Source organism: Prochlorococcus sp. MIT 1327 (genome assembly GCF_047304785.1).
In the GTDB taxonomy this organism is placed as follows: domain Bacteria; phylum Cyanobacteriota; class Cyanobacteriia; order PCC-6307; family Cyanobiaceae; genus Prochlorococcus; species Prochlorococcus marinus_D.
This window is the reverse complement of the sequence record NZ_CP138972.1, coordinates 490978-516383: the sequence shown is the minus strand read 5'-3', so window position 1 is coordinate 516383 and position 25406 is coordinate 490978. Positions and strand designations below refer to the sequence as shown.

The window sequence follows — 25406 nt, the reverse complement described above, 5'->3', positions numbered from 1 at the left end:
TCATGGCGATTGCAGTTTTTGATGTGGACGGCACTCTTTTGCAGGGTGATTGTCTACTGATGGCATGCCGACGATCGCGTGGCGCCTTGGGCACAGTCTTGGCAGTCCTGATCTGTATGCCTTGGCTGATTGCATGGCAACTACGGCTCATCAAAACTGGACGTTGCAAAGAGAAGGTAATTGCAGCCTTTCGTATCTGTGAGGCCGTTAATCAGGCCGCATTGAACGATCGCCAGGATTGGTTACTGCCAATGCTGCAGCGTCAACTACGTGATGAAGCTGTTCAGAGATTGCAATGGCATCAGAAGCGTGGTGATCGAGTATTGCTCTGCTCTGCTTCACCGCGCCTACTCTTACAACCACTAGCCGATGTTTTGGGCGTAGAACTGCTCTGCACTGAATTAGCAAAAGTAGAGGGTTTATGGCAACCGCAATTGGTGAGTGCTAATTGCAAGGGCTCCGAGAAGGTGCGATGCCTGGAAGCCCATTTAGGGCCACTAAAACATTTCACAATTGAAGCCTATGGCGATAGTCGGGGCGATCGGGAACTACTACAAGCTGCCGCGATCCCCCACTACCGCAGCTTTTGTACTGAACCAAGGCCCTACCCTGCTTTCTCGCTGGGCGCTTTGTTGCCATTGATCGCTCTGACCCTGCTGAGCTATGGGCTGTTGGGGAGTTGGAGCCAGGGCGACAAGTTACTTCCGCTATTTCTGCGCCTTTGGCCACAGATATCAGTGGGGCTGCTGCTTGTACTGGTTAGCTATACGGTTCGCTACGGCAGGTGGAGGCTGTTACTGGCGGCTCTCTCTTTGCAACCACCCATAGCAGATGATGCCAGGATCTGGATGGGTTCCTATGCTTTTACCGCTACGCCAGGTAAAAGCGGAGAAGCTGTTCGTTCTTGGCTACTCAAGCAGAACTGCAATATCCCGGCACCCCCGACTCTGATGGCGTTGGCGGTAGAGCGCCTCACTGACGGTACTTCTGTACTGCTTATTTTGTTGTTCAATCTGCCCTTGCTGCTGCGTTGGAAACTGCCTTTTGTCTTGCTATGCACCTTGGGGCTAATTGCTGTGATCGGGTTCTGGCTGTTGGGCTGGGGACGCTGGTTGAGATCGTTGTTTTGCTCGACTGCTAACAAGTTGCTGCCTGAGAAGTTTGTCAGCGCAAGCGGAGATGGTCTGATTGCATTACGGCAATTGTTGCGAGCGCAACTCTTGCTAACGGCAACCATGATTGGGGTAGTGGCATGGTCATTAGAAGGCCTCAGCCTATGGATATTGATTAAAGGCATCGGCGCAGGCGGCATCAACTGGAATGAAGCAACAATTGCTCACACGGCCGCTGGCCTCCTCGGAGCTCTTTCCCTATTGCCAGGTGGACTTGGCAGCACCGAGGCAGGCACCATTGGTCTGTTGAATCTCCAAGGTGTACCTCTTGCCGTCGCCACTCCGGCCACTCTGCTAATCCGCTTGATGACTATCTGGTTCGCTACCGGTCTGGGAGTGTTGTGCTTGCTATGGCAAGAGCGTAGAAGCTGATGTCAGCTGCTGACTCTGAACCCAGTCAAGGCTGGAAACCAGCATGGAGCAGTTTCATTGCCCTGACACTCATAGCTGTGGCTTTAACGGCGATGCTGCAGAGGCCAGCTTCTGAGCGCCAAGTACTTGTAGCGTCGACCCACAAGCTGCTGCTGTGGCTTCCAGTGCTCTACGGCATCGTGGCAGTCAGCTATGCAGGCCGTTATTGGCGCTGGAGGCTATTACTGGGCCGAATTGGAATCGGTCGACTGAGTTGGGCCGATCTGATCGGCTGGTTTCGTGGCTTTGCCCTCACGGCAACCCCCGCCAAGTTGGGCGAACTCAATCGGATTCGGCAGCTCCATAGGCAGCTGAACTACCCCCGCAGCCCCCTGGTGCACGTCTTTGTAGTTGAACGCATCGCTGATGCATCTGCCGTGGCTTTTCTGCTGATGCTGTTGACGCCGAATCAATTGCTGGTGCATCTTTCAGGCCTGAATTGGATCGTTGAACTACTGCTAGCTGTGGGGGTATTGGCTGTTGTTTTCTTTTCCGCCTTACGCCCCCTGCGCTGCTTCTTATCCAATCGCCTAAAAAGCTGGCATCATCATCTACCCAGCGGCGCTCTGGGGCGCGCCATCTGGCCCGCCATATTGATTTCAATGGCGCTGTGGGCCAATGAGGCCTTAGTGCTTTGGTTACTGGTGCACTTGCTGAGCCCTACACCTATAAGCATCCCAACAGCCATCAGCATTTATTTGCTGTCTGGTGTCATCGGCATAGCTTCATCATTACCTGGCGGGGTTGGAGTGAATGAGGCCGTCACAGTCTTGCTTTTAAGCAGACTGGACATTAGCCCTGCAGTGGCCCTGCCGGTTGCGGTGCTTAGGCGGATTATCACCCTTTGGTCAATCGTGGCTCTCGCTGCTGCGATTAGGATTTTCTGGCCTTATCCAGCCTTCTCATCTAGCAAGTTTGCGAAAGGATGAACACTATGGGTCAAGCAGCGAGAACTCCGATTCGCAGCTCCTTTGTGCTTGGAAGTACCAGTGAAATAGCCAAGGCAATTTGCCATGAGTTGGCTCGATGTGGCTGTCGTCAGTTCCATTTGATTGCCCGCAACCAGGCTGGGAACGAACAACTGGCCGAACAACTGAGAAATCACTATGGCGCAGTCGTCACCCAGGAGCAGACCGATCTTTTGACTGATGTAGCCCTTGATGGTCCTGGCAAGCCGCAGGTGGGCAACTATGACTTGTATTTGATCACTGCGGGTTCTCTTGGTGATCTCGAACTAGCGCGCAACGATGCCACTGAGGCCTTGCGAATCACAGCTGCAAACTACAGCGGTCTGCTGCCATGGTTAACCGCGATTGCTACTCCTGAGCGGCTGTCTGGCCCGGGGCGGTTGTGGGTGTTCAGTTCAGTTGCAGCTGATCTTGGCAGACCCTCCAACTATCACTACGGAGCAGCCAAAGCTGCTCTTACTGCGTTCTGCGAGGGTCTACAACTGCGCTGCCAAAGGAAGCCTTTTGCAGTGCGCACCATCAAGGCTGGCTTTATGGCCACATCGATGACGATTGGCAAGGCACCAAAAGTTCTGTGCGTCAGTCCACAATCGGTGGCGCGTGATCTACTGAGACGCCCCAACCGTAGAGGTATCGAATACCTCCCCTGGTGGTGGGCACAGATCATGTGGTTCATTCGCTTGTTGCCTGCGCCCTTTGCTTCAAGGCTGTGACCTTGCCCCTCTCTTCGCAAACACAAATCCTCAGCGGTTGGGGCCGCACAATGCCAGTGCAGGCAAAGGTTGTGCAGCCAGCCAGCGTCCAACAAGTCCAGGAGCTAGTGCGTCAGGCCAGCCCGGCCTCACTGATCGCGAGAGGGCTAGGCCGCTCATACGGTGATGCGGCCCAACTGGATGGTGCCTCTGCGGTTGAGATGGGAGCCTTTGATCAAATCAACCTTGATCTTGTCAAAGGCTCTGTGACAGCCGGCGCAGGGGTAAGTCTGAATCAGTTGCTGCGGGTAATCGTGCCGGCAGGCTTTTTTTTGCCCGTCACCCCTGGCACTCGTAACGTCACCATTGGCGGTGCCATTGCAGCAGATGTGCACGGCAAAAACCATCACGTTGATGGCAGCTTTGGCAATCATCTCCAACGGCTGTTGCTTGTTGATGGCAAAGGCGAGCTGCGTGAGCTCACCCCCAGCGGGAAAAGCAGCGTGGATGAAATCGAACAGTTCTGGGCAACGGTGGGTGGGATGGGTCTCACCGGCATCATCGTGGAAGCCACCTTTTCACTCATCCCAATCAGCAGCTCTTTGATCAGCGTCAATACCGCTCGATATCACAATCTCGATGAGCTGATGGCTGCGATGGTGGCGTCTGATAGCAATTACCGTTACAGCGTCGCCTGGATCGACAGCCTCGATGCAAAGGGCCGCGGAGTTCTCAGCTGCGGTGACCATGCCATGGCCGAACAACTACCCACCAGCCAACAGGCGGATCCACTGGTTTACGACCCCAAGCCCTTGGCCTCAGCACCGACTTTTCTCCCTGGAGGGCTACTCAACAAGCTCACCGTACGAGCCTTTAACGAAGCCTGGTTTCGCAAGGCACCCAAGCAGCGCCTAGGTGAATTGCAGACAATCGGAGCCTATTTCCACCCTCTTGATGGTGTGCAGGACTGGAATCGTATCTATGGCCCGGCCGGTTTTTTGCAGTATCAATTCGTTGTGCCAGACAACGCCTCACACTTAGTGCTGTACACGCTAGAAGCCTTGCGAAAAATTGGCACTTCGAGCTTTTTGACTGTGCTCAAGCGTTTTGGTCCTAGTAACCCAGGCCACTTGTCGTTTCCAATGCAGGGATGGACACTTGCAGTGGATCTTCCTGCAGCGGTACCGGGATTATTTGAGGTACTTGACCATCTAGATGAACACATAGCGGCTGAGAATGGCAGACTTTACCTAGCGAAAGATTCGCGCCAATCAGCCACAATCCTTCGCCGAACTTATCCACGACTGGAGGAGTGGCAGCAAGCAAGAGAAAAGCTTGACCCCAGCAAAGTCTTCTCTTCAGACATGGCTATTAGGACTGGACTTTAGACCAATCATTCTCATCAATCTAGAGAACACTCCCTGACACTATCTGCATGTATATGACGCAATCATTCTGCGCCAACAAGTCAATGCTTCTCTAGCTAACATGATCGTTGTCAACAAGTAGTGTCATCGACTGGAGATAGCGAAGAAGATACAGTCCAAAACCATTCATCTTGAAGCAAATCAGCCAAGCCAAATATTGGCTTGCAAAGAATACTTAGAAATTTTGCTTAAGCCAAATACTGCCGGTTGAATCATACCCAATCGGCTAAGGATTGGATTCAAAAGCAATATCGCAAATCACAAGTATACTTGCCAGAACATACATTCAGCCAAAAGAGTGGTTGCCAAGCCCACATTACAAGAGCTTGCAAAGCCCATCAACCAAACAGTCTACGCATTAACAAAATAGAACGACAGCATTTAGCGATCTCAAGAAGAGATATTCCAATGGAAGTAGCATCAACAAATTAACCTTTGCGGAAATTTTATGCCAGCTATGTTGCATTTATTATGCCCAATAAGTAGGCCTTGCAATGTGATTTAAAGCTGGCTTGATCCTACCGGTCAGCGCCAAGGCTAAAATCAAGAAATTAATAGAGGCTTCTATTGATTTGAAAAAACATGGATGGCTACAGCTTTTTATGAGTCACTTCTGGGGGGTCTCATTATCTTCAGCAGACAGCATTGTGATGCTGATGCTTTCCGCTACATTCCTCCGAGGCATACTGCGCAATATTAGTGAAAACAATAGCTACAACGATTCTTGGACTGTTGGGGAATGGCTTATAAACTACTCAGGAGGCTTTGTACGCCGAGGGCTGCCTGGCTCCGGCATTTATCATCTAACAATTCTCACAGGAGTTAATCCTGAAAATCTTGTTTTAGCTATATCTCTTTTATTCTTCGCAATTTTAGCGGTCTTTCTCTGCTGCCGTAGAGAGCTGTTGTTGCATCCACTGGTCATTCTTTCATCAGTAGGGCTTCTAGGGCCATTGACAACTGGCAATTTGATCCGAAAGGATTTTACTGTACTAATTCTTTTGCTTGCTTGTCTATTAATTCTTAGGGCCTGGTGGTCTCGTCGATGGTCGACAATTCCAGCTCTAATCATGATCAATACAATCTCAATTATGGGCATCCTTAGCCAGGAAATATATGGTTTTGTTGCACTACCAATATTAATTCTAATAGCAAGTTATTTGATCGCGCAAGATAGAAATTGCCATGTATTCATTTTTTGGAAAGGTTTAATAAGGGCCTTTCTATTCTTGCTCCCTACTTTGGCAATATTTTCCTTAGTTCTGCACGTACATGGCAATAGTGAGATTGCCCATGCCATCCATAGTTCGTGGGTAGCACTTGCCGATCTAATGGGGCCGTCAGACAAGCTAATCAGTGGATCACCCGATGGAGCAATTAAGGCCCTAGCCAGGGTCCCTGGCACTCAATTTGCCAAAACCTATACAATCTTCAAAAGCTTTGCGGGTCCGATTTGGGTGCCCCTGGCTTGGCTGATAACGGCCATGGCTGGATTACGTCTACTCTTGGCAGGGTTTGGCCATAGTGCCATGGCCAATATTAATTTTGATCGCTTTCAATTACGCCGCTTTGCTCTAATGGTGGCCTCGATCCAAATTATCGCCATTGCACCCCTATTTATCCTCGGAACCGACTATGGTCGCTGGCTATCATTCTGGTATCTAAGCACTTTACTAATCGTATTGGTTTGGGCCCAAACGGATCTGATTAATGTTAATCAATATTCCTCCATTCATTTGCTTATGCCAACATCTATCGATTCGTACTTCATCAAAATGCAGAATTGGCTTTGTTCTGATATGCATCCGAACACCCTTCGCTGGCTTGTAATCCTTCTAGGGATACCAGAACATGCTTCCTGGAGCCTAATGGATTGGCTTGCCGCCACTCCATTAGGCTATCTAATTCACCTCTAATAATTAATGATTTAATATTATCAACGCCTTACGAATTCCGGGCGATCATCAATCAAAACACTTCTATGCAATTCAGGAAAATATGACTATTTCTTTAGTATATGATTATTTCTTTAATATTTACGCCAAATGCGGCCTCCGAATGATCAAGCCCTAAAGCAATTACTACTATCCAAATATTACCATGAAGTTGATTCTAACAACCAGGAGATGGTGAAAAAATGCAATGCCCCCGCTGATTAAGTTTAGCCTTCTCTTCAAGCGATATTGTTCCGCGAGGGCTAATCCAAAGCGCTCGTTGAGATCCTCAGCAGGTCAGTCGCTAGCCTGAAGCGTGGCTCCTCGCAAAGAAGCCTGCCACCAAAATGCAAGCCAGCAAGCAATCCCAACAAACTTAAAGCCCTCTTCAAACAACTGCACCGTGGCGTAGCCAATGGGCAATAGATCCTGAACCTTATCGCTGACTATCGAGAGGCCCAGAAGCATGGCCGCCGCCAGGAATGCCACACCATCAGCCTGGATGACTAATTTGCGAAAGCGTAACAAGATGAATAGGGCCAAAATGGCATAGGAGGTATATAGAAAATCAGGGCCTATATGACGATCATGCAGTAAAAATAAATCATCGAGACAAAGAATAGTGGAAAAAATGCCACCCACTAGCAACAGCTGATACCAATCACGCTTTATTGCTAGCCCAGAGAGGGAAACAAAAAGGCTTATGGCTGCCGCTGCAGCCCAAAGCAAAAATCCAAAATTAGAAAGCATGCCAACAGCAACTGGGAAGTCGCATGTCTGCATTAGATCCGTTAAAACTTTTCCAGGTTGAATACCCGCAGCTGCCGAGAGAGACAGCACAACAATGTAGATGATTAATGCCGGGAAAATAGCAACAACCAAGAGGCGGGTGAAAGGATTACGCAGCATCAAAACTCATAGACAAGCATCAAGCCGGGACCTTACCTGTGGCTTGAGTGGAGTTGCGAGGTTCCAACAAGACCTTCACATCTGCCCCAAATAAGCCTCACTGCCAAGCTCCAACAAGCGAGCATCCTTGGCTACCACAGCATCGTGAAGATCCTGGCGGTAGGCCCTCAACCGCTCTGCAAGCTTTGGATCGCAGATCGCCAGGATCTGAGCCGCCAGCAAGCCAGCATTAAGCCCTCCACCAATCGCCACTGTTGCCACAGGGATTCCTCCAGGCATCTGCACAATCGAATGCAAGGAATCCACCCCGGAAAGAGCCCTGCTCTGCACAGGTACTCCAATCACTGGCAGCGTGGTGAGTGACGCCACCATGCCCGGCAAATGAGCAGCACCGCCGGCACCTGCCACGATCACCTTCAAACCTCTCTGATGAGCTTCCTTTGCAAAGGCCACCATCTCAAGGGGCGTACGGTGCGCAGAAAGCACACGCACCTCCACCTTCACACCGAACTCCTCTAAGACGGTGACGGCCGGTTGCAGGGTTGGTAAATCAGAATCACTACCCATCACCACAGCCACCTGCGGCGGCGATTCAGCAGCTGCCAAAGGCACAGGCAGAGAAGCAGAGGTCACGATGAATAATGACGACAATGCCATGGTCCCGCACTAGCACCGCCTGGCCACCTCCCATGCATCGGATCACCCACATCCGCCTGCCCGAACCTCTCAACAAAGCCGTGGACACCAAGCTGTGGTGGATGGCCTTAGATGAACACGAGCGGGTGCTCAGTGTTCAACCCATGGCAGATGGCTCTGCCATGGACGGGGAGAGCTGGCAGGGCGACTGGCTCAGCCCCATGGGCATCGATCTACAAATTAATGGAGGGCTGGGATTGGCCTTCCCCGAGCTCACCGCCAAAGACATTCCCCAGCTCCTGAAGCTGCTCGACAGACTCTGGCAAGACGGTGTACAGGCAATCTGCCCCACGCTTGTGAGCTGCGGGGTAGCAGCCCTGCGTCAATCTTTAACGGTGCTGCATGCAGCCCGAGCACAACACTGCCCGCAACGCTGTGAACTGCTAGGGACCCACCTTGAAGGCCCTTTTCTGGCAACGGCACGCCACGGCGCCCATCCCCTGGAGCATCTCTGTGCTCCGAGCCTAAGGGCACTGGATGAACGCATTCGCGGCTTTGAGCAAGACATCAGTTTGATGACCCTGGCTCCAGAACTGCCCGGATCATCTGAAGTGATTGAACGACTCAGGACCCTAGGCATCGTGATATGCCTAGGGCACTCGAACGCAGATGGGCAAGCATCTGCCGATGCCTTCTCCCAGGGAGTGGGAATGCTGACCCACTCCTTCAATGCCATGCCTGGTCTTCACCATCGTGCAGCTGGCCCGGTGGGGGAAGCCTGCATGCATGGAGAGATCGCTATGGGCCTAATCGCCGATGGAGTTCATGTTGACCCCACCATGGCGGTGCTATTGCAAAGACTGGCACCACAACAGCTGGTACTTGTGAGCGATAGTCTCGCTCCCTACGGCCTCAAAGATGGCAAGTATCGCTGGGATGAAAGAGTTCTGCTGGTCGAAAAAGGAACCTGTCGTTTGGAAGATGGCACTCTGGCAGGAGTCACATTGCCGCTCCTGGAAGGGAGTCGACGTTTAGCTACTTGGAGTGGTGAACCTGCCGCGGCCATCTGGGCTGCCACCATGGCCCCTCGTCAGGTGATGGGCAATGGCCGCCCACTGCATGAGCTACTTGTGAATCAGCCCTTAACAGACTTACTCCGCTGGCAGTGGAAACCGGATACTGAAGAGCTGATCTGGAAGCATGCTGCTTAAGATCCCGATCGTCTGAACCCAACTCAATGGCCATGGAACAGCGCCAAGAGCTCAAACAGGCCGAAAAAACTGAAGTAGCCAACTACTTCAACGGAACAGGGTTTGATCGCTGGAATCGCATCTACAGCGAAAGTGATGACGTCAATAAAGTGCAGCGCAACATCCGCATCGGCCATCAAAAAACTGTGGATGATGTGCTCGCCTGGCTTCAGGAACGCGGTGATCTGAGTGCCATGAGTTTCTGCGACGCCGGCTGCGGGGTAGGAAGCCTCAGCCTTCCTCTGGCCGCAATGGGGGCTGGATCAATTGCCGCAAGTGACATTTCCGCCGCCATGGTGGCCGAAACCAAACGCCGCGCTGCAGATGCAAAGTTGGATCTAAGCCGACTAACCTTCACCACCTCCGACCTCGAAAGCCTGCAGGGTTGCTTTCACACCGTGATCTGCCTGGATGTCTTCATCCACTACCCCCAACAAGCAGCGGAAGAGATGGTCCGTCACCTATGCGGACTCACACAAGAAAGTTTGCTAGTGAGCTTTGCCCCTTACACCCCTCTACTAGCGCTACTCAAACGCATTGGCCAGCTGTTCCCAGGGCCTAGCAAAACAACTCGCGCGTATACCCTTCGCGAAGACGGCATCATCAAAGCCGCAATGGGCTGCGGATTCGAACCCATCCGCAGCAAACTCAATCAGGCTCCATTCTACTTTTCACGACTAATTGAGTTCAAGAAAAGCTAGAATCAAAGCCAAATCTTCTGGCAAAAACAATAGGGAAAGGCAATGTCTACTAAACTCAATCAAGCTTGAATTGACTAAACAAGTTAATATCAACTACCACTGCATCTCCAGGCTTAACAAATGCGGTACCCACCAGCCCAGTGTAAGAACCACCCTCGCCAATAACTGAAAGCCTATCGCTCTCAGGAAAGATGTTAGCAAGAACAAGATCAATAGAACCGGATTGATTAATAGCTTTCCACTTGCTAGCGCTTAAGCCAAGAGAACCCAGGCCTCGCAACTGTAGGTTCCCTTTCTTCAACCCAAAAGTTCCCTGAAAATGGGTCACAAAAGTCTGCTGCCGATCATGCCCCAAAGCCTGCCTCGCCACAATCTGCTCAACAGCATAAAAGGTTGATTGCGACTGAGCACAAGCAGCATCCTCAGAAACATTAAAAGCATACGTCACATGATCTCCAACTGAAATTTGTCCGTCCTGATTTACATCAGAGAAAAACGTAGACTTTATTTTGCAGACTAATAATTGCAGGTCCAATCTTTCAGGCTGCAACACTTGATGCTGGCGCACAGAATTCAAAGAGCACCCGGCAATTCCCATCAAAGAGCATGCAATCAGCAACCCACGCTTCAACATCAAAAGTCACGAGCTCTTGGGGATTCAACGATCACCCTAACTGGTGAAATAGGCGCCGCTCATCTTTCCGTCTTCATCTGGAGGCGCCGCGGCGAGCAGGCTGTGAAGCCATGCAGACGGTTGCGGTAGGGCACATCCAGAAGCCTGTGAGCATGAAGACAATAACCACCATCACCTGGTGTTGCTGCTGATGAAATCTGCCCATCAAAGCCGTAGAGAGGGTCGCCAATCAAAGGCGAACCAATCGCTGCCAGATGGATTCGGATTTGATGCGGACGCCCAGTTTGAATTGCGACCTCAAGCAAATCTGCATCCTGACGTCGCTCCAGCAATCGCACAGTTGACAAGGCTGTAAGAACACGAGATTCAGACCGCTTTGAATCATGTTGCCGGGATGAATCAGCAGCAACCCAAACCTTGCCCACCATGGGGTGAGCCGTCTGCACAATCGGGATCCTGATCGTGGCAACCTCATCGCAATGGACATTCAGATTGCGGTGCGCCAAAGCGCGATAAATCTTCTTGCAACCTTGATCACCAGCAGTGGCACGACGAAACATCGCTGAGAGTTTCGCTCGAGTCTCCCTTTGCCTAGCGCAGATCAACAGTCCCGATGTGAACCGTCCCAGGCGATGCACCGGCCTTGGCAGCCGAGACTCCCCATCCAGCTGACAACGACGTTGCAGCAGCCCCGTCAGCGTGTGATCAAGGAACCCCCCACCTGGGATCACCGGCAACCCTGAAGGCTTATTGACGACCAGCAGATCGCCATCATCAAAAATCACCTCCCAGCTCGCCGGAACCGCAGCTTCCAGCCATGGAGGGCGCTGCCAACACACCTGATCACCTGAGGCGAGCAGCTGATCCAATCGCACCAGCTCGCCATTCAGCCGAATCTGCCCCGCCTGCAAACGCTGTTGCCATACATCTCGACTCGAGTGGGTGTAATGCACCGCAAGCAGCTCCACCAACCCTCGACCAGCATCCACAGCAGCAATGCGTTGGCTGTAGGTCCACCCATGGTTGAAGCTGGCTGAGAGCCAATCCGCATCAGACACGCCATTGCAGCCTGCCAATGGTCATGTCACTAACTGGTTTTCCAAGGCATAACGAACCAACTCAGTGCGACTTGACGTGCCCGTTTTGATGAACAGACGACTCACGTACTTCTCAACATTGCGAATTGATGTCTCCAACTTCCGAGCGATCTCCTTATTCATCAACCCCTCAGCCACCAATTGCAGAACACTCGCCTCCCGCGGCGTGAAGTTGTGAAGCGCTACATCCTTGGATGAACTGCCATCACCATGGGCAAGCATGGTGCGAATCTCTGTGATCTGCCGGGCCATCTGACCCACATCAGTATCCGCGAAACGAGCTGCTTCCCGAAGAAGGCGATCTTGCCGACGAACCACGTTGCGGACACGAGCCACCAACTCCTCAGGGTCAAAGGGTTTAGGGATGTAGTCATCCACCCCAGCCAGATAACCCTCGGTGCGATCGGCCGTCATCCCCTTAGCAGTAAGAAAAATCACAGGAGTGCCACCCAAGCGCTCGTCCTCCCGCATCCGCTTAAGCAGTCCATAGCCATCACAACGCGGCATCATCACATCGCTGATGACCAAATCAGGCAGCATCTCTTGAGCCTTCTGCCAGCCATCGTCTCCATCGACAGCAGTGGTGACCTCAAATCCTTCATCCTCCAGATAAGCCTGCACCGCAGTGCGCAGTCCGGGTTCATCATCAACCAGTAGTAACCGCGGAGACGGGGCAGCCTCCACATTCTGGGGAAGGGTCTCACTCATGGGCCAACAAAATTGCAAGCTGCAAAAATCTAGAAGCGATCGCCCCAACAGTCCTGAAGCGATAGGGACCTCAACGGACTGGTCCGACCAAGACTTCTTGGGATTCAACTAACACGGTTGAATAACCGAGTGATAGAGCCTTATCTTTCAGATTGGTTGGATCTGTGCCGCCCAGCTCTGGGACACAAGCCGCCCACCACACAAGATGGTCCTCCCGATTCGCTGGGTTCACAATCCCCCCTGGATTAAGACGACGCACATACACCGCTCTGCTATCTCGGGTGATCCGAAGAGGTTCTTCGGTGCTGCAGCTCACTGACTCCGTGTGAACGTTGAGGTCATATGACCACTCCTGCCAAAGTTTGAAGCGGCGCAGATCCTGATCAAACTTGTCCGTCTTGAGCGCATACATCCCCAAGAGATAATCGCCACCAACATCAGGGCGCTTAATTAACACCACCAAATTGGCAGGCCGACTCTTCTTCATCTGCTCAATAACCTCCTGAGGCTCAATAGCCTCTGAAGGGCGGAGGCATAACAAAAACAAGGCCGTGAGGCTCAGACCAACGATCCTGAAAGAACGACGCATGCGCGACAGAGCAACGGAACTTTCCACCATGCTGCCAAGCCTTTCCAGTGGATCCCTAAAACAATCCCCCCTTTGCTTGGATTATCAGGCAACCACACCCTGTGCTGCCGAGGTTGTCAAGGCCATGGCCGCCTACTGGAGCGAGGACTGGGGAAATGCCTCAAGCCGCCAACATCGCTCTGGATTGAAGGCCGCAGCCGCAGTGAGCCTCGCTCGAGAGCAACTGGCCTGCCATCTGCGCGTCACACCGCAACGAGTGATCTTTACGAGCGGTGCCACAGAAGCGAATAACCTGGCGCTAGTGGGCCATGCCAGGGCAAGAGCAGAACAACGCGGAGCACCAGGCCACCTGATCACGCTGGTTACTGAACACCATGCCGTACTCGATCCGCTGCGCCAACTGCAAAAGGAGGGTTTCCGACTAACCGAACTACAACCACGGGCTGATGGTCTACTGCGACCGGAGCAACTGGCTGAGGCATTTGAAAACGACACGCTGCTCGTGAGCGTGATGGTCGCCAACAATGAAACGGGTGTCATCCAACCCCTTGCAGAGCTGTCAGAGCTTTGCCGTAAGCGTGATGTGGTTCTGCATAGCGATGCCGCACAAGCCTTTGGTCACGTCCATCTCGATGCAGATGCTCTCGGGCTCGATCTGGTCAGCATCAGCGGCCACAAGCTTTACGGCCCTAAAGGGATCGGCGCACTCGTCGTACGTCCTGAAGTGCCAATCAAACCCTTGCAGTGGGGTGGGGGCCAAGAGCAGGGCCTAAGGCCTGGGACACTACCCGTGCCATTAATTGTGGGCCTCGCTAAAGCCGTAGAACTAGCCATGGAGGACATCACCAGCCGCCAAGACAAGCTCTGCACGCTGCGTAATCAACTCTGGGATGGTTTACGTGAACGCCTCCCCGATCTCATCCTCAATGGATCGCTAGAGCACAGGCTGCCTCACAATCTCAACATCACAATTCCAGGCGTGCGCGGCAGCAACCTGCATCAACAATTGCGACCGCTCATTGCTTGCAGCAGCGGCTCTGCCTGCAGCCAAGGAGCCCCATCCCATGTGCTGATGGCCTTAGGACGCACATCAGCTGAGGCGGAAGCCTCGCTGCGACTGAGCTTGGGTCGCAACACCTCAAGCGAAGAGATCACCCAGGCTGTGGAGTCGATTAGCAATGTCGTGACCGACCTGAGAGCTAGATAGCAAAAACTGCCTCAATCGATGTCGCAGTTTCAAAAAATCCTGAGCAAAACTGTTACTGCGGCTAGTTTTTAACAACATCTGTTTATTAGACGGTGGCAACTACTCCAACCGGCTCCAGCCTTCAGGTGCTCAAAGCCGTCGAGGACGGCTGGAACGCCTTCTGTAAAGCTCCCTGGAGTTTTTTGCTTTTCCAAATCCTTGTGGGGGTGGTCACGCTCCCCTTCATCGGCATTGCTGCTCTTGGCGGTACTCGCATCGCCGCTGTCAAAGAAGTTGCATGGTTACATCCAGTCCTGGGTTATCTACTGCTGGTCGTTGGCCTGATCGGTTACATCATTGTGGTGCTATGGGGAATTGTGGGACTAATCCGAGGCGCTTGGACAGCACTCGATGGTCAAAAGCCTGACTTCGCCGTCTTTACACGTTGGGATCAAAGCTCCAGCTGGCGGCTACTGGGCTCATTGATTCTTTATATCGTCGTGATCGCTGTTGCCTCAGTGATTGCCTACCTGATAGGCCTGGGGCTAGGCCAGATCAATCAAGCCCTAATCGTGATTCCAAGCATTGCCCTAGCAATCTTTGCAATCTGGTTCCTGGTAACCCAACAGTTCCTCGTTCAAAACAGCCTGCTTGGCAGCAAGAACTCAGCCAATGCATTGAGTTCTGGTATCGATGTGATCAACCCTTCCTGGTGGATCGTGCTCTGGCTGCTGATTGTGGAAGCTGTGATCCATGCCATCGCCGCCACCTTCCACTATGGAGGTCTCTTCGTGATGGTTCCTGCCATGGTTTGCATCTCAACTGCGGCCTACCGTCAGTTGTTCGGCAGCACAGACAACACTGGCCTGCTTAAGCCCAACTGAGCAGCAAAAAGCCAGCGATGCCGAGTAGCGCCAAAACGAATTGGGCTACTCGGCTCACCAATAAGCCAGCGACCACTGCAAGCCCGACCAGCGCACCACGGCGAGCAGCAAGCAACCATCCAAGTGCTAAAGGAGGTTGACTAGCCGTCAACGTTTCCACCAAAGCAGCGCCCAGCCAAGGTCCAAAGAGAGCCCCTAGCAATGGGCCTCCAAAAGGCAAAGCCGGCAATAGACCCACCAAGCCAAGCAGCAGCCCCAATCCAGCACCCAAAACTGCCCAGCGGCTTGCTCGTAAACGAGCAGAAGCAAGAGCTACCGCTAACAGATCAGCAATAAGGCCAAGTGAAAAAACAATGCAGGCCAAACCAAGGCTGAGCCAACCTGCACGCCAGCCCACATGCCAAACCCATAAACCAGCACCGAGTGGCAACCACAACAAACTCGGTAACACCGGCAACAATGCTCCAGGGAGAGCTAGCAGTTGCACTCCAAAAGCCCACCACCAGATTGGATCAGCGGGCATCGGCAGTGGTCGCTTGAGGCAAGCGGCGAGCGAATCGAAACTTTGCACTACGGCTGCGTGGATTGGCAGCGATCTCCATCTCGCTGGCCACCAAAGGCTTACGGGTTAGCCGCTCCAGGCGCTGATCACGCAAGAAAGCAGTCTTGACGCGACGGTCTTCAAGAGAATGAAAGCTGATCACTGCGAGCAAACCTCCTGGGACTAACCAGTCAGGGGCCTTTTGCAAGAAGCGATCTAAGGCATCCAATTCATTATTCACAGCAATGCGCAGGGCCTGAAAAGTACGGGTGGCTGGATGGATACGACCATGACGGGCCTTCGGCGGATAGCAACCAGCCACCGCATAAGCCAAAGCGGCGGTGCCGGCATAGGGTCCTTGCTCTGCCAGATCGTGCTTAATGCGCCGGGCGATGCGACGGGACAAGCGCTCCTCGCCATAGGCATAGATGAGATCTGCCAGCTCTGTTTCTTCGAGACGCCCAATCAGCTCAGCCGCCGTTTCGCCCACCTGGGGGTTCATGCGCATGTCGAGCGGACCATCGAGGCGAAAGCTAAAACCTCTTTGCGCCACATCCAGTTGGGGACTGCTCACTCCCAAGTCAGCCATCACCACCACTGCCGGCTCGGCAGGGCTGAAATCGACAAAATTAGTCGCCACGATCGTGACGCGATCTCCAAATAGCGCCAGTCGCTCAGCCGCCGCCGCACGAGCCGTGGGGTCTTGGTCCAAACCGATCAGGCGGAGATCTGGATGACGTTCCAGCAACAGAGCACTATGGCCGCCGCCGCCCAGGGTGGCATCAATGATCAACCCGCCAACGAGCAGCTCTGCAGGCAAAGCAGCGACAGGCTGCGACACGGCATCTTCCATTACGGACAGATGCTTGAAACCTGAATCCGAGTTAATGGACGAATCGGGCATGGGTTCCTTCCTAAGATCCCGCTAACGCTCTGCAACTCAAGGCCCCATGTCGCAGCTGGAAACGCGTACGGAGCCAATGGTCGTCAACTTCGGCCCCCATCATCCCTCGATGCATGGAGTGCTGAGGCTGGTGGTCACCCTCGACGGTGAAGATGTCGTGGACTGCGAACCGGTGATCGGTTATCTCCATCGGGGCATGGAAAAAATTGCCGAAAACCGCACGAGTGTGATGTTCGTGCCCTACGTGAGCCGCATGGACTATGCAGCCGGAATGTTCTACGAGGCAATCGTCGTGAACGCTCCGGAGCGCTTGGCCAACATCTCTGTGCCGAAGCGAGCCAGCTACATCCGCGTGCTGATGCTCGAGCTCAATCGCATTGCCAACCACCTGCTCTGGCTTGGCCCCTTCCTGGCTGATGTGGGTGCCCAAACACCCTTTTTCTATATCTTTCGAGAAAGAGAAATGATCTACGACCTGTGGGAAGCAGCCACAGGGCAACGATTGATCAACAACAACTATTTCCGCATCGGTGGCGTCGCCTGTGATTTGCCCTGGGGCTGGCTAGAGAAATGCCAAGACTTCTGCGACTGGTTTGGTCCTAAAATCGATGAGTACGAAAAACTAATCACCAACAACCCAATCTTCCGTCGCCGCATCGAAGGTTTGGGCGCCATTGGGCGAGATGAGGCGATCAACTGGAGCCTTTCGGGGCCAATGCTGCGGGCATCAGGAGTGCCATGGGATCTACGCAAAGTGGATCACTACGAGTGCTATGACGACTTCGATTGGGATGTCGCCTGGGAGAAAGAAGGCGATTGCTATGCGCGCTATCGCGTTCGGATCGAAGAAATGCGCCAATCACTGAAGATCCTGCGCCAGGCCTGCGAGATGATCCCAGGCGGACCAACAGAAAACCTCGAAGCTCAGCGGATGGCGGAGGGTAAGACAAGCCCCTTTGTGGGATTTGACTATCAATACGTCGCCAAGAAGGTTGCACCCACCTTCAAGATCCCTAATGGTGAGCTTTACACCAGGCTTGAGTCAGGCAAGGGAGAAATAGGCGTTTTCCTACAGGGCAACAATGACGTCACACCATGGCGTTTCAAAATCCGCGCTGCTGACCTCAATAACCTGCAAATCCTTCCCCATATCCTCAAGGGAGCAAAAGTCGCAGACATCATGGCGATCCTTGGCTCCATCGACGTGATCATGGGTTCTGTGGATCGCTAAGGCACAAGGCACTGAACCGTTTTCTGCGACGGATCCAACGGGCTGGTTATCTACTGCCGGCAACACTCACTGGCTCCCTGTGGATCAAGGGTCTGCATCCATCGCTGCCAGGCTGGCCCTGCCCACTCAGAGCTCTCACCGGCATTCCCTGCCCAACCTGCTTCCTTACTAGGGCCACGACTGAAGCACTGCAGGGCAATCTCAGCAGCTCAATGCAATGGCATGCTTTTGGGCCAGTGGTGGCAGCAATGTTGATCATCTGGTCGGTGCTGGCCATCCAGCAGCGCCGATTGAGGCCCTTTGCTATCCACGCTTGGCATTTGATCGTGGCAGCCGTTGCGTTGATCAGCTACTGGCTGGTGAGACTTGGCTTGAACTTTGGCCTAGGAATGCAAGCATTCCCTGTGTACTGAGGAATCCACAAAGAGCAAAAGGCAAGAAAAGTTTTGAGCTGATGCGGAGCCTTTTACTGAGATCGAAATAGATACTGACTAGTTTAATCTTGTCCAAATTAGCCAAGCTGCTATCACCAATCCATTAAGCCCTAATGCCAAGCCAATCGTGATATACGCGAAGACATTACCAACTGCATTCTTCTCCCCGTTGAGATTGACTCTCATGACTAGCCATTAGGGTTCAAAGTAAGTATATGATTTCAAGAGCCTGACAGTATTAGCACCGCTTCTTTGACAGCCTTAATTCTGAAAATGATACAAGGGCCACTTACCCAATCCATTAAAAATGTTCTTCTTTGGCTTAGATGGCTTGTCTGCCTTTACTCAGTAAATCTGTTACATCATCAGCTCGGCGGAGGAAGTAGTGGTCTTGTATGTATTTCATCCTGGTGTCAGCATCCTCTAGAGGGACAGGAAGAGGAGCACTGACTTTAAGCCACATGTTTGATTCAACCAATAACATCGCCAGCCAGGGATTGTCCAGCAGATCAATCGCTAGCGCATCCGCGAAAGTATCTACAACACTCAACCGATCACAGCAGCTACCAAAAAAGTCTGCCGCCAACACCCCATCACAATGATGATGGTGATCTTCGCCTTCGACCAGAATCCCAAACATGAATCCAGAAAACTGGTTATTGCTGTGCCGCGTGGTGCGCTTTGGCGATACTGATGCCGCCGGTGTGATGCATTTCCATCAGCTATTTCGCTGGTGTCATGAAGCATGGGAAGAGAGTCTTGAGCACTACGGACTAAACCCCGCAGACATCTTTCCTGGCAGCCGCAAGTCTGAAGTCACACCGGAAGTGGCCTTGCCGATCATCCATTGTCAAGCAGATTTCCGCAGGCCGATCCACACCGGAGACGCATTGGCTATGGAGCTACGCCCAGAGCGACTCAATCCAAACAGCTTCCAAGTTCACTTCGAATTCCGCTGCGAAGAGCAAATCGCTGCCCTCGCTCTCATCCGCCATCTAGCGATCAACGCCCAGACACGTCATCGCTGTGCACTACCAGAAGGCATTGATCGCTGGCTGGAGGCTTCCGGTGTGGGGAAGATTGGCTCAATCTGACCCACGCCAACGCCCCCAACTGCAGCGGTAAAAAACTTGCCATCAATGCAAAAGGATGAAAGGCATCCTGTGGCATAGACGCGAAGATACTACAACTCATCAGAGCAGATCCTGCAAGCATCAGCCGTTGCAATATGCGCATTGAACTAACACTCATTAGAACCACTCCTTGTCACCATCAAGATAAATCTCTTCAAATTCTTGCGGTGTTTGTGTTAAATAAATAATGCCCTCAATTAAACCTATAACTTGCATGACTGCATATGCAATCCCACAAGTAATAGAGCCTCCCGCAATCGAAACCACCAACATAATCATCGCCGGATTATTCTTGCCTAAGACAAATTTATGAATCCCTAAAGCGCCAAGAAAGATCCCTAGCAAACCCGCGGCTAATTTCTTATTACTAAGCTCAGCATCAGAAAGACTGGCCATAGTCAAAATTCTGTACTTTCCGCTTCTAGCAACCGCAACCATTGCTGCCAATAGCCCCGTTGCCATTTTCCATTCGCCATCGGAGCAAGCATTGGACAAAGCCGCCAATGCATCGGCCGATCGGCAGGCGGCCAATCGGCACAGAGATGGCGTAGTTGCTTGATCAAATCCTCTCCATTCGCCCCAGCAGCAGGACGCACAAGCGCCACCAAGCGTTGCCCCCATTCCCTGTCTTCAACAGCAAGCAGCAACACAGCCTCAACAGGCAAACCAATCGCCGCCACTTGTAAACGGGCCTCCAACTGTTCAGGGAACACCGTTTCACCACCAGAGTGAATCGCTCCATCCAAGCGGCCAGCAATGCTGAGACAAACCCGGTTGCTCTCAGTGATCAAGCAACCAGCATCTCCAGAGGTCCACCAGCCTTGCTGATCGCGAACATCCTCCAAGCCCTCACCCAACCAGCGCGCCAACGCCAACCGCGCTGTTCGAACTTGCAACGCGCCTGCTTGCGTCAACTGCAGCTCCACATCTTCAAGCGGTGATCCACAGCCCGTCGCACCCGCCAGGAAATCCTCAGGAGCAAGCGCTGTCACCATCGCCGCTGTCTCAGTTGCTCCATAGCAGGGTGCCAAGCGCAAGCCTTCGGCCCGTGCCGCTTTCATCAACCCTGGCGAAAGCACTGCTCCACCAACCCAAATCACAGCACAAGCCTTCAACACACGCACACCAGCGTTATGCATCAACAACCGCTGCAGTTGTGTTGGCACCAAAGACATCAAGACCGGTTGCTCTCCCCATCCCGGCAACGAGCCACACAACTGCTCTAACGCGTCTGGATCCCTCAGCAAGCCAGGCTGTAGCCATGCATGCCCAACACGCCAACAACGACTACGCCACCAAGGCATCAAGCCACTAACGTGATGCAACGGCAAAGGATTAAGCACCATGCATTGCTGCAGGTCATAACCCTGCTGCTGAAGCCATTGACCTGTAGCCGAAGCTGATAAGTCGAGATGGCTACAAGGCTGCAAACAGTGCTGCTGTCCGCCGGAGGTGCCTCCACTTGCGACCACCACACCAGGACCATCAGGCAAAAGAGCCCTAGGGATCAAACCGCTAGTTCCAACGGGCGGCAGCAGTTGCACCCAATCGCCTTGCTCCAAGGCCTGAGCGAGCTGCAAGGCCCTTTGCTCAGCCTGAGCGGGATTGCAACGCAGGGCAACCAACTCCCTCATGCCGCCGCCCAGACCACTTCGGGATCAGCGCTAAATAAAGGTCCATCAGGGCACCAACCCGGGGCCAGGCCAGGAGCCACTGGTGTAGGGCCCTGATGCTGCAAAGCAGCGAGATGGTGCAGCCAACGCCGACCAATGCCGGTTTCAAAGGCCGTGCTCAACATCCGGTAGCCAACACCCTCCTGCAGCCCCCTCAGCAGAGGTCTGGGATCACCGTCTAAAAGCGGACGCCGCACCTGCCAGCCAGACCATGACTCTCGCAGTGATGGCTCAAGCACAAGCGACTCATCAAGAGCCACGGGAACCTGTTGAGCCAAAGCTCTTAACCCCTCAAGATCACCAGCAGGCAAAGGTTGTTCCAACCATTCCAGCCTCGGATCCTGCAGACATCGCTCCACCCACCAGCTCACCACACTGCGATCCCAACCGCCATTGCCATCAAGCCTGAAGCGCGCATGCTCTGGCAGCCGCTCCAACAATTGCAACAAGAGGCGCCGCTCCAATGCATCTGGAGCGACCGCCACCTTCCACTTCACAGTGAAGGGATCAGCTGCTGAGGGAACCCTCTCAAGCATGGAATCCAACGCATTCAAAAGAGGCTGCCCCGCCGGCAACAACACAGCCGAGGCAGGCGCCGCAAGCCAACCGCCTGTTGCTAAAGACCCCACGAGGCCATCCAATTCCGCCAGAGCTGCACCCACACCAAAAGCCAAAGGCGCAGGCCAAAACGCCATTCCTTCCTCCAACTCCAAACGCGTTGGGGCCAAGCGCAGCTTGACCAAACAATCGCCGCAGGCCTTTAAACCAGCCACATCCATCGGAGCCACCTCCCCCCAACCACAACGACCCGCGCAATCCTCCAATCTCAGCAACCAACCCTGACGTTCTTCAACAACCCCCTGAGCCGTCTGCAACACTCGACTCAAACGAAATGAAAACGGTTTGCACTGAAACTTGAGAGCCATCAACTCAACCTGCGCTAGATAGCGCAAAGCCCAAGCAAGGCGCTAGCGCTAGGCCCAAGCTCAACCCCAAGCCATTGAGCGCCTGAAAGCGCAATGCCAAAAACTTGCTGCCACGAATCTTCTCTGGCTGATCATGGTGATGGCGAAGCAAACGGACCAGCGCTGCTCCTGCAGGCAATCCCAAACCACCAAGCAGAGCTGTCAGCGGCCAATCTCCCTGCAGCACAGGGATCCACTCCAGAGCAAACACAAGCGAAAGAATCCAGGGCACCAAAGCCGCCGCACGAGCTGTGCCCAAGCGCACCACAGGCGATCGTTTGCCAAAAGCCGCATCCTCAGCGACTTGATGAAAATGAGAGCAAAAGAGCACCAAGGTTGTCGCTAAGGCCGGACCACTCCCCAGGGAGAACGCCGTTGCCCATGGAATCACTGATCCATCACCGTTGAGCGGTGCTAACGCCAACAAGGCAGCGGCAGTAGCGAAAGGGCCAAAAGCCAACCAACACAGCGGCTCACCGAGGCCTATGTAGCCCCAGCGAAAGGGCGGCCCCTGGTAGAGGTATCCCAAACAACAACTCACCAGCACCAAAAAGAGCACAGCAGCACTACTACGCAAAGCCAACACCAACATCAACAACAATCCCAGCACGAGCGCTAAGTGGGCAAAACGGCGCACAGGTCTCCGCTGACCCAGCAACGCAACCACCGAATGCAACTTGGTGAAGCTGTCCACGCCGGTATCTGCATCAAAGAGGTCGTTGCTGAGGTTTTCCCAAAGCAAAAGCAGCACAGCCGCAACCAAAAAGCCAAGCAGTTGATCAAGACGCACTGCTTCGCCGGCCCCCACCAGCCAACCTGCCGCCAGCATCGCCGGCATCACTGCCACGGAGTACATCGGCCACTTGATCGCGGCTGTCCAAAGAGCTCGCCTTGTGGAGGCCTTGGCGTAAAGGGATGCAACATCCTGCTGGTCTGGCATGGGAAAGAAGCCTGGAAACCAGGGAAAGGCCCATACATTTGAGCAGGACCCGCGCTCAACTCCGATCCCGGATGACAGCTGACCGTAGTTTCAGCAACCTTTTAACTGCCGCATCCCTGGGCTGGTGCGAACGCAAGGGCGATGAAGGTGTCCTCAGCCTGGCCCTGCCTCTCGACGAGGTGGATCCCCTGTACCACCTGCCCTTACTAGCCGATGAGCATCCCTTCCAGTTTCTCTGGGATAGTGCACCAGGCCTTTGCTTTGCAGCAGCTGGTCAGTGCCAAAGCCTTGATCTTGCAGGCCCCAGACGCTTTGAGCTAGCCCAACGATTCAGCGATACAACCCTGGCACGCCTCACAGACGCGACGCCCAACGCCCCTGCCCAGGCTCGCGCCAAAATCCTGCTGGCCTTTTCCTTTTTCGACCATCCAGCAGAACGACAACGCAACCAGATCCGCACAGCAGCAGTTCAAGCGGTACTGCCGCGTTGGCAACTCAGCCGCCAGGGTCGACACGGTTGGCTGCGTCTCAATGGCGTGATCACCCAACAAGCAGAAGCGCGGGACCTAGCAGAACAGCTTTGGCTGATGGCGGAAAACCTGCTTGACCCCAATCACAATTCAAAAGATTTCTGGCCCAGCAGCGTCCACGGCACCACGGGAGTCAAGCCCTGGCAGGAGTGTTACAGACCAGCTCTCAAACGCGGACTGGATTTAGTAAGCAGCGGTGAGCTCAACAAATTGGTGCTGGCTGTACGCCAATCCATTCAGCTCCAAACACCCTTAAACCCGCTGCCAGTACTGGCCAAACTACGTCAACACCAATCAGGTAGCTGCCGCTTCTTATGGCGAAGAAGCCACGAGGACGCCTTTTTTGGAGCTTCGCCTGAACGGCTACTCAGCCTGCAAGGGAATCAGCTACGCACCGACGCTCTGGCCGGCACTGCTGATCGCAATGACGATGGCCAAGAACTACTCCGCTCTGAAAAAGACCGTCGCGAGCATGAACTTGTCGTTGCCTCAATTACCAGTCAACTGTTCAATCAAGGACTGACACCACGGCGACCACGGAACCCCCAGATCGCTCGTCATGGCCAACTGGTGCATCTGCATACACCGATTACAGCCAATGCCCGTGGTCACACATCCCTCAATCTGGCCAAAATTCTTCATCCAACACCGGCGGTAGCGGGTCTGCCTTGCCGGGAGGCGATGGCCTGGCTGCGCACATTGGAACCTTTTGAACGTGGCAACTATGCGGCACCGATTGGCTGGATCGACAGCCAAGGCGATACGGAACTGCGCGTGGCCATCCGTTGTGGCCATGCACGCGGTTCAATGCTTGATCTCACCGCTGGAGCTGGTTTGGTCCGAGGGTCTGTGGTCGAACGCGAATTACAAGAAGTTGGCATGAAGCTGTCTGTACTGGCCGACCAACTCGATCTGCGTGCCAAGGATCAACCAAGACTGACCAGCAAACGCGCAATCACTTGATCAGCGAGGGGAACACCCTTGAGGCGCTCAACCTCACGAATGCCAGTGGGACTGGTGACATTGATCTCACTCAGCAGGCCATCAATCACATCAATTCCCACAAAAAACAAACCCTGCTCTCTCAAAACGGGTGCCAATTCTGCACAGATCTGCAATTCACGACTGTCTAGCTCTGTGGGTTCAGGGCGACCACCCATGGCAAGGTTGCTGCGAAAATCTCCAGCCTTAGGACGACGGTTCACTGCACCAAGAGGCTCTCCATCCACCAACAGGATGCGCTTGTCTCCTTCAATGACAGCCGGCAAAAACCGCTGAGCCATCACCGGTAACTGCTCCTGATCCGTCACCAACTCCAGCAAGGCCTCAAGTCCGGGAGCGGCACCAACGACTCGCACCAGCCCCTGACCAGCTCGACCCCCTAAAGGTTTGAGCACCACCTCTTCTTGCTCACGGGCAAAGGCCGCAAGCTCACTGACCCGACTGGCCACAAGCGTGGGAGCCATCATGTTGTTGAAGCGCAGCGCACCGAGCTTTTCATTCCAGGCCCGCAACGCCGCTGGCCTATTGAGCACGCACACACCAGCCCGCTCGGCCAGCTCAAGCAAATGGGTGGCATAGAGATAAGCCTCATCGACAGGGGGATCCTTACGCATCCAGATGCAGGCGAAGTCCGTTAGAGGAAGGCTCTGGGGCTCACCGGTGCTAATCCAAGGCTCAGGCACCACAGGGATGGCAATCGCAGCGAGCTGATCTCCGCGAGCCTGAAGATCAGCGGGTGTACAAGCCCAAACCTCAATCGATGCCCGTTGAGCCGCCTGCATCAACGCAGCTGAGGAATCCTTGGCAGGTTGAATGCACTGCAGGGGATCCAAGACGAACAGCTGTCGCATGGCG

Annotated in this window: 27 protein-coding genes and 1 pseudogene; 14 read left to right on the top strand and 14 right to left on the bottom strand. The window is 53.6% G+C overall.

All coding sequences use genetic code 11. The features are described 5' to 3' along the window. Positions 1–2 precede the first annotated feature (2 nt). From SIB80_RS02430 to SIB80_RS02410, 5 genes are all read left to right on the top strand, one after another. Complete coding sequence (locus SIB80_RS02430) at positions 3–1544, top strand: flippase-like domain-containing protein (RefSeq protein WP_063420579.1); 1542 nt, start codon at positions 3–5, stop codon at positions 1542–1544. Beyond that, positions 1544–2512 carry a lysylphosphatidylglycerol synthase transmembrane domain-containing protein gene (locus SIB80_RS02425; protein ID WP_063420580.1) on the top strand — a complete coding sequence of 323 codons (969 nt, stop codon included), beginning with the start codon at positions 1544–1546 and terminating at the stop codon, positions 2510–2512. Before SIB80_RS02430 ends, SIB80_RS02425 begins: the two co-directional genes overlap by 1 nt. Before the next feature lie 5 nt (positions 2513–2517). Beyond that, positions 2518–3264 (top strand): SDR family NAD(P)-dependent oxidoreductase, encoded by a 747-nt coding sequence (locus tag SIB80_RS02420; RefSeq protein ID WP_011131399.1) that lies wholly within the window; start codon positions 2518–2520, stop codon positions 3262–3264. Then, on the top strand, positions 3261–4631 hold the full coding sequence (locus SIB80_RS02415; protein ID WP_236066204.1) for an FAD-binding oxidoreductase: 1371 nt from the start codon (positions 3261–3263) through the stop codon (positions 4629–4631). The genes SIB80_RS02420 and SIB80_RS02415 overlap by 4 nt, the downstream gene beginning before the upstream one ends. Before the next feature lie 551 nt (positions 4632–5182). Continuing rightward, the gene (locus tag SIB80_RS02410; protein ID WP_063420581.1) at positions 5183–6586 is read left to right on the top strand and encodes a hypothetical protein; all 1404 of its coding nucleotides are present in this window, start codon (positions 5183–5185) and stop codon (positions 6584–6586) included. 315 nt (positions 6587–6901) lie between these two features. Here SIB80_RS02410 and SIB80_RS02405 read toward each other — a convergent pair whose 3' ends face one another. Both SIB80_RS02405 and purE read right to left on the bottom strand, forming a co-directional pair. After that, positions 6902–7513, bottom strand: coding sequence for a hypothetical protein (locus SIB80_RS02405; RefSeq protein WP_063420582.1), 612 nt, complete (start codon positions 7511–7513; stop codon positions 6902–6904). 75 nt (positions 7514–7588) lie between these two features. After that, the gene (gene purE / locus SIB80_RS02400; RefSeq protein ID WP_255454355.1) at positions 7589–8170 is read right to left on the bottom strand and encodes a 5-(carboxyamino)imidazole ribonucleotide mutase; all 582 of its coding nucleotides are present in this window, start codon (positions 8168–8170) and stop codon (positions 7589–7591) included. Positions 8171–8202: 32 nt separating this feature from the next. On the opposite strand from purE, the gene SIB80_RS02395 reads away from it, so the two are divergent. Continuing rightward, positions 8203–9360 carry an N-acetylglucosamine-6-phosphate deacetylase gene (locus SIB80_RS02395; RefSeq protein WP_063420583.1) on the top strand — a complete coding sequence of 386 codons (1158 nt, stop codon included), beginning with the start codon at positions 8203–8205 and terminating at the stop codon, positions 9358–9360. A gap of 26 nt (positions 9361–9386) precedes the next feature. Continuing rightward, complete coding sequence (gene bchM, locus SIB80_RS02390; protein ID WP_063420584.1) at positions 9387–10100, top strand: magnesium protoporphyrin IX methyltransferase; 714 nt, start codon at positions 9387–9389, stop codon at positions 10098–10100. A 55-nt stretch (positions 10101–10155) separates the two neighbouring features. Here the strand turns inward: bchM and SIB80_RS02385 are convergent, their stop codons facing one another. From SIB80_RS02385 to SIB80_RS02370, 4 genes are all read right to left on the bottom strand, one after another. After that, complete coding sequence (locus SIB80_RS02385) at positions 10156–10734, bottom strand: hypothetical protein (protein ID WP_063420585.1); 579 nt, start codon at positions 10732–10734, stop codon at positions 10156–10158. A 59-nt stretch (positions 10735–10793) separates the two neighbouring features. Further along, positions 10794–11792: a pseudouridine synthase gene (locus SIB80_RS02380; protein WP_236066159.1), complete on the bottom strand. Its 999-nt coding sequence runs from the start codon at positions 11790–11792 to the stop codon at positions 10794–10796. 21 nt (positions 11793–11813) lie between these two features. After that, positions 11814–12539 (bottom strand): response regulator transcription factor, encoded by a 726-nt coding sequence (locus SIB80_RS02375; protein WP_011131408.1) that lies wholly within the window; start codon positions 12537–12539, stop codon positions 11814–11816. 70 nt (positions 12540–12609) lie between these two features. Further along, positions 12610–13128 carry a hypothetical protein gene (locus SIB80_RS02370; protein WP_236066160.1) on the bottom strand — a complete coding sequence of 173 codons (519 nt, stop codon included), beginning with the start codon at positions 13126–13128 and terminating at the stop codon, positions 12610–12612. Between SIB80_RS02370 and SIB80_RS02365 the strand changes: the two genes are divergently transcribed. Both SIB80_RS02365 and SIB80_RS02360 read left to right on the top strand, forming a co-directional pair. Beyond that, positions 13127–14335 (top strand): cysteine desulfurase family protein, encoded by a 1209-nt coding sequence (locus tag SIB80_RS02365; RefSeq protein WP_236066161.1) that lies wholly within the window; start codon positions 13127–13129, stop codon positions 14333–14335. The two genes, SIB80_RS02370 and SIB80_RS02365, sit on opposite strands and share 2 nt — an antisense overlap. A gap of 92 nt (positions 14336–14427) precedes the next feature. Next, a complete protein-coding gene (locus SIB80_RS02360) occupies positions 14428–15198 on the top strand; it encodes a hypothetical protein (protein ID WP_011131411.1) in 771 nt (256 codons plus the stop codon). On the opposite strand, the gene SIB80_RS02355 is transcribed toward SIB80_RS02360, so the two are convergent. Together SIB80_RS02355 and rsmH are read right to left on the bottom strand one after the other, a co-directional pair. Beyond that, on the bottom strand, positions 15185–15721 hold the full coding sequence (locus SIB80_RS02355; protein WP_063420589.1) for a DUF456 domain-containing protein: 537 nt from the start codon (positions 15719–15721) through the stop codon (positions 15185–15187). The genes SIB80_RS02360 and SIB80_RS02355 overlap by 14 nt on opposite strands. Then, positions 15711–16643: a 16S rRNA (cytosine(1402)-N(4))-methyltransferase RsmH gene (rsmH, locus tag SIB80_RS02350; RefSeq protein ID WP_063420590.1), complete on the bottom strand. Its 933-nt coding sequence runs from the start codon at positions 16641–16643 to the stop codon at positions 15711–15713. The genes SIB80_RS02355 and rsmH overlap by 11 nt, the downstream gene beginning before the upstream one ends. Before the next feature lie 46 nt (positions 16644–16689). On the opposite strand from rsmH, the gene SIB80_RS02345 reads away from it, so the two are divergent. From SIB80_RS02345 to SIB80_RS02335, 3 genes and pseudogenes are all read left to right on the top strand, one after another. After that, complete coding sequence (locus SIB80_RS02345; RefSeq protein ID WP_063420591.1) at positions 16690–17874, top strand: NAD(P)H-quinone oxidoreductase subunit H; 1185 nt, start codon at positions 16690–16692, stop codon at positions 17872–17874. An 11-nt stretch (positions 17875–17885) separates the two neighbouring features. Continuing rightward, positions 17886–18077, top strand: a pseudogene (locus tag SIB80_RS02340) (DUF2752 domain-containing protein); the annotation flags it as partial. Positions 18078–18091: 14 nt separating this feature from the next. After that, positions 18092–18358, top strand: a complete 267-nt coding sequence (locus SIB80_RS02335; RefSeq protein WP_063420592.1) for a hypothetical protein — start codon at positions 18092–18094, stop codon at positions 18356–18358. Positions 18359–18630: 272 nt separating this feature from the next. Here the strand turns inward: SIB80_RS02335 and SIB80_RS02330 are convergent, their stop codons facing one another. Further along, positions 18631–18948, bottom strand: a complete 318-nt coding sequence (locus SIB80_RS02330; RefSeq protein ID WP_063420593.1) for a hypothetical protein — start codon at positions 18946–18948, stop codon at positions 18631–18633. On the opposite strand from SIB80_RS02330, the gene SIB80_RS02325 reads away from it, so the two are divergent. Then, positions 18947–19402, top strand: a complete 456-nt coding sequence (locus SIB80_RS02325) for an acyl-CoA thioesterase (RefSeq protein ID WP_063420594.1) — start codon at positions 18947–18949, stop codon at positions 19400–19402. The two genes, SIB80_RS02330 and SIB80_RS02325, sit on opposite strands and share 2 nt — an antisense overlap. Before the next feature lie 156 nt (positions 19403–19558). Here SIB80_RS02325 and SIB80_RS02320 read toward each other — a convergent pair whose 3' ends face one another. From SIB80_RS02320 to menA, 4 genes are read right to left on the bottom strand one after another with little or no spacing between them, the layout of a single operon-like run. Next, positions 19559–19837, bottom strand: a complete 279-nt coding sequence (locus SIB80_RS02320) for a TM2 domain-containing protein (protein WP_063420595.1) — start codon at positions 19835–19837, stop codon at positions 19559–19561. A gap of 2 nt (positions 19838–19839) precedes the next feature. Then, positions 19840–21075 (bottom strand): AMP-binding protein, encoded by a 1236-nt coding sequence (locus SIB80_RS02315; RefSeq protein ID WP_063420596.1) that lies wholly within the window; start codon positions 21073–21075, stop codon positions 19840–19842. Further along, positions 21072–22040: an o-succinylbenzoate synthase gene (locus SIB80_RS02310; protein ID WP_063420851.1), complete on the bottom strand. Its 969-nt coding sequence runs from the start codon at positions 22038–22040 to the stop codon at positions 21072–21074. The genes SIB80_RS02315 and SIB80_RS02310 overlap by 4 nt, the downstream gene beginning before the upstream one ends. A gap of 4 nt (positions 22041–22044) precedes the next feature. Further along, on the bottom strand, positions 22045–23019 hold the full coding sequence (gene menA, locus SIB80_RS02305; RefSeq protein WP_063420597.1) for a 2-carboxy-1,4-naphthoquinone phytyltransferase: 975 nt from the start codon (positions 23017–23019) through the stop codon (positions 22045–22047). 71 nt (positions 23020–23090) lie between these two features. Between menA and SIB80_RS02300 the strand changes: the two genes are divergently transcribed. Next, entirely contained in the window at positions 23091–24512 is a 1422-nt protein-coding gene (locus tag SIB80_RS02300) for an isochorismate synthase MenF (protein ID WP_063420598.1), read from the top strand. Here SIB80_RS02300 and gshB read toward each other — a convergent pair. After that, on the bottom strand, positions 24476–25402 hold the full coding sequence (gene gshB, locus SIB80_RS02295; protein ID WP_205909719.1) for a glutathione synthase: 927 nt from the start codon (positions 25400–25402) through the stop codon (positions 24476–24478). The two genes, SIB80_RS02300 and gshB, sit on opposite strands and share 37 nt — an antisense overlap. Between the last annotated feature and the right edge of the window lie 4 nt (positions 25403–25406).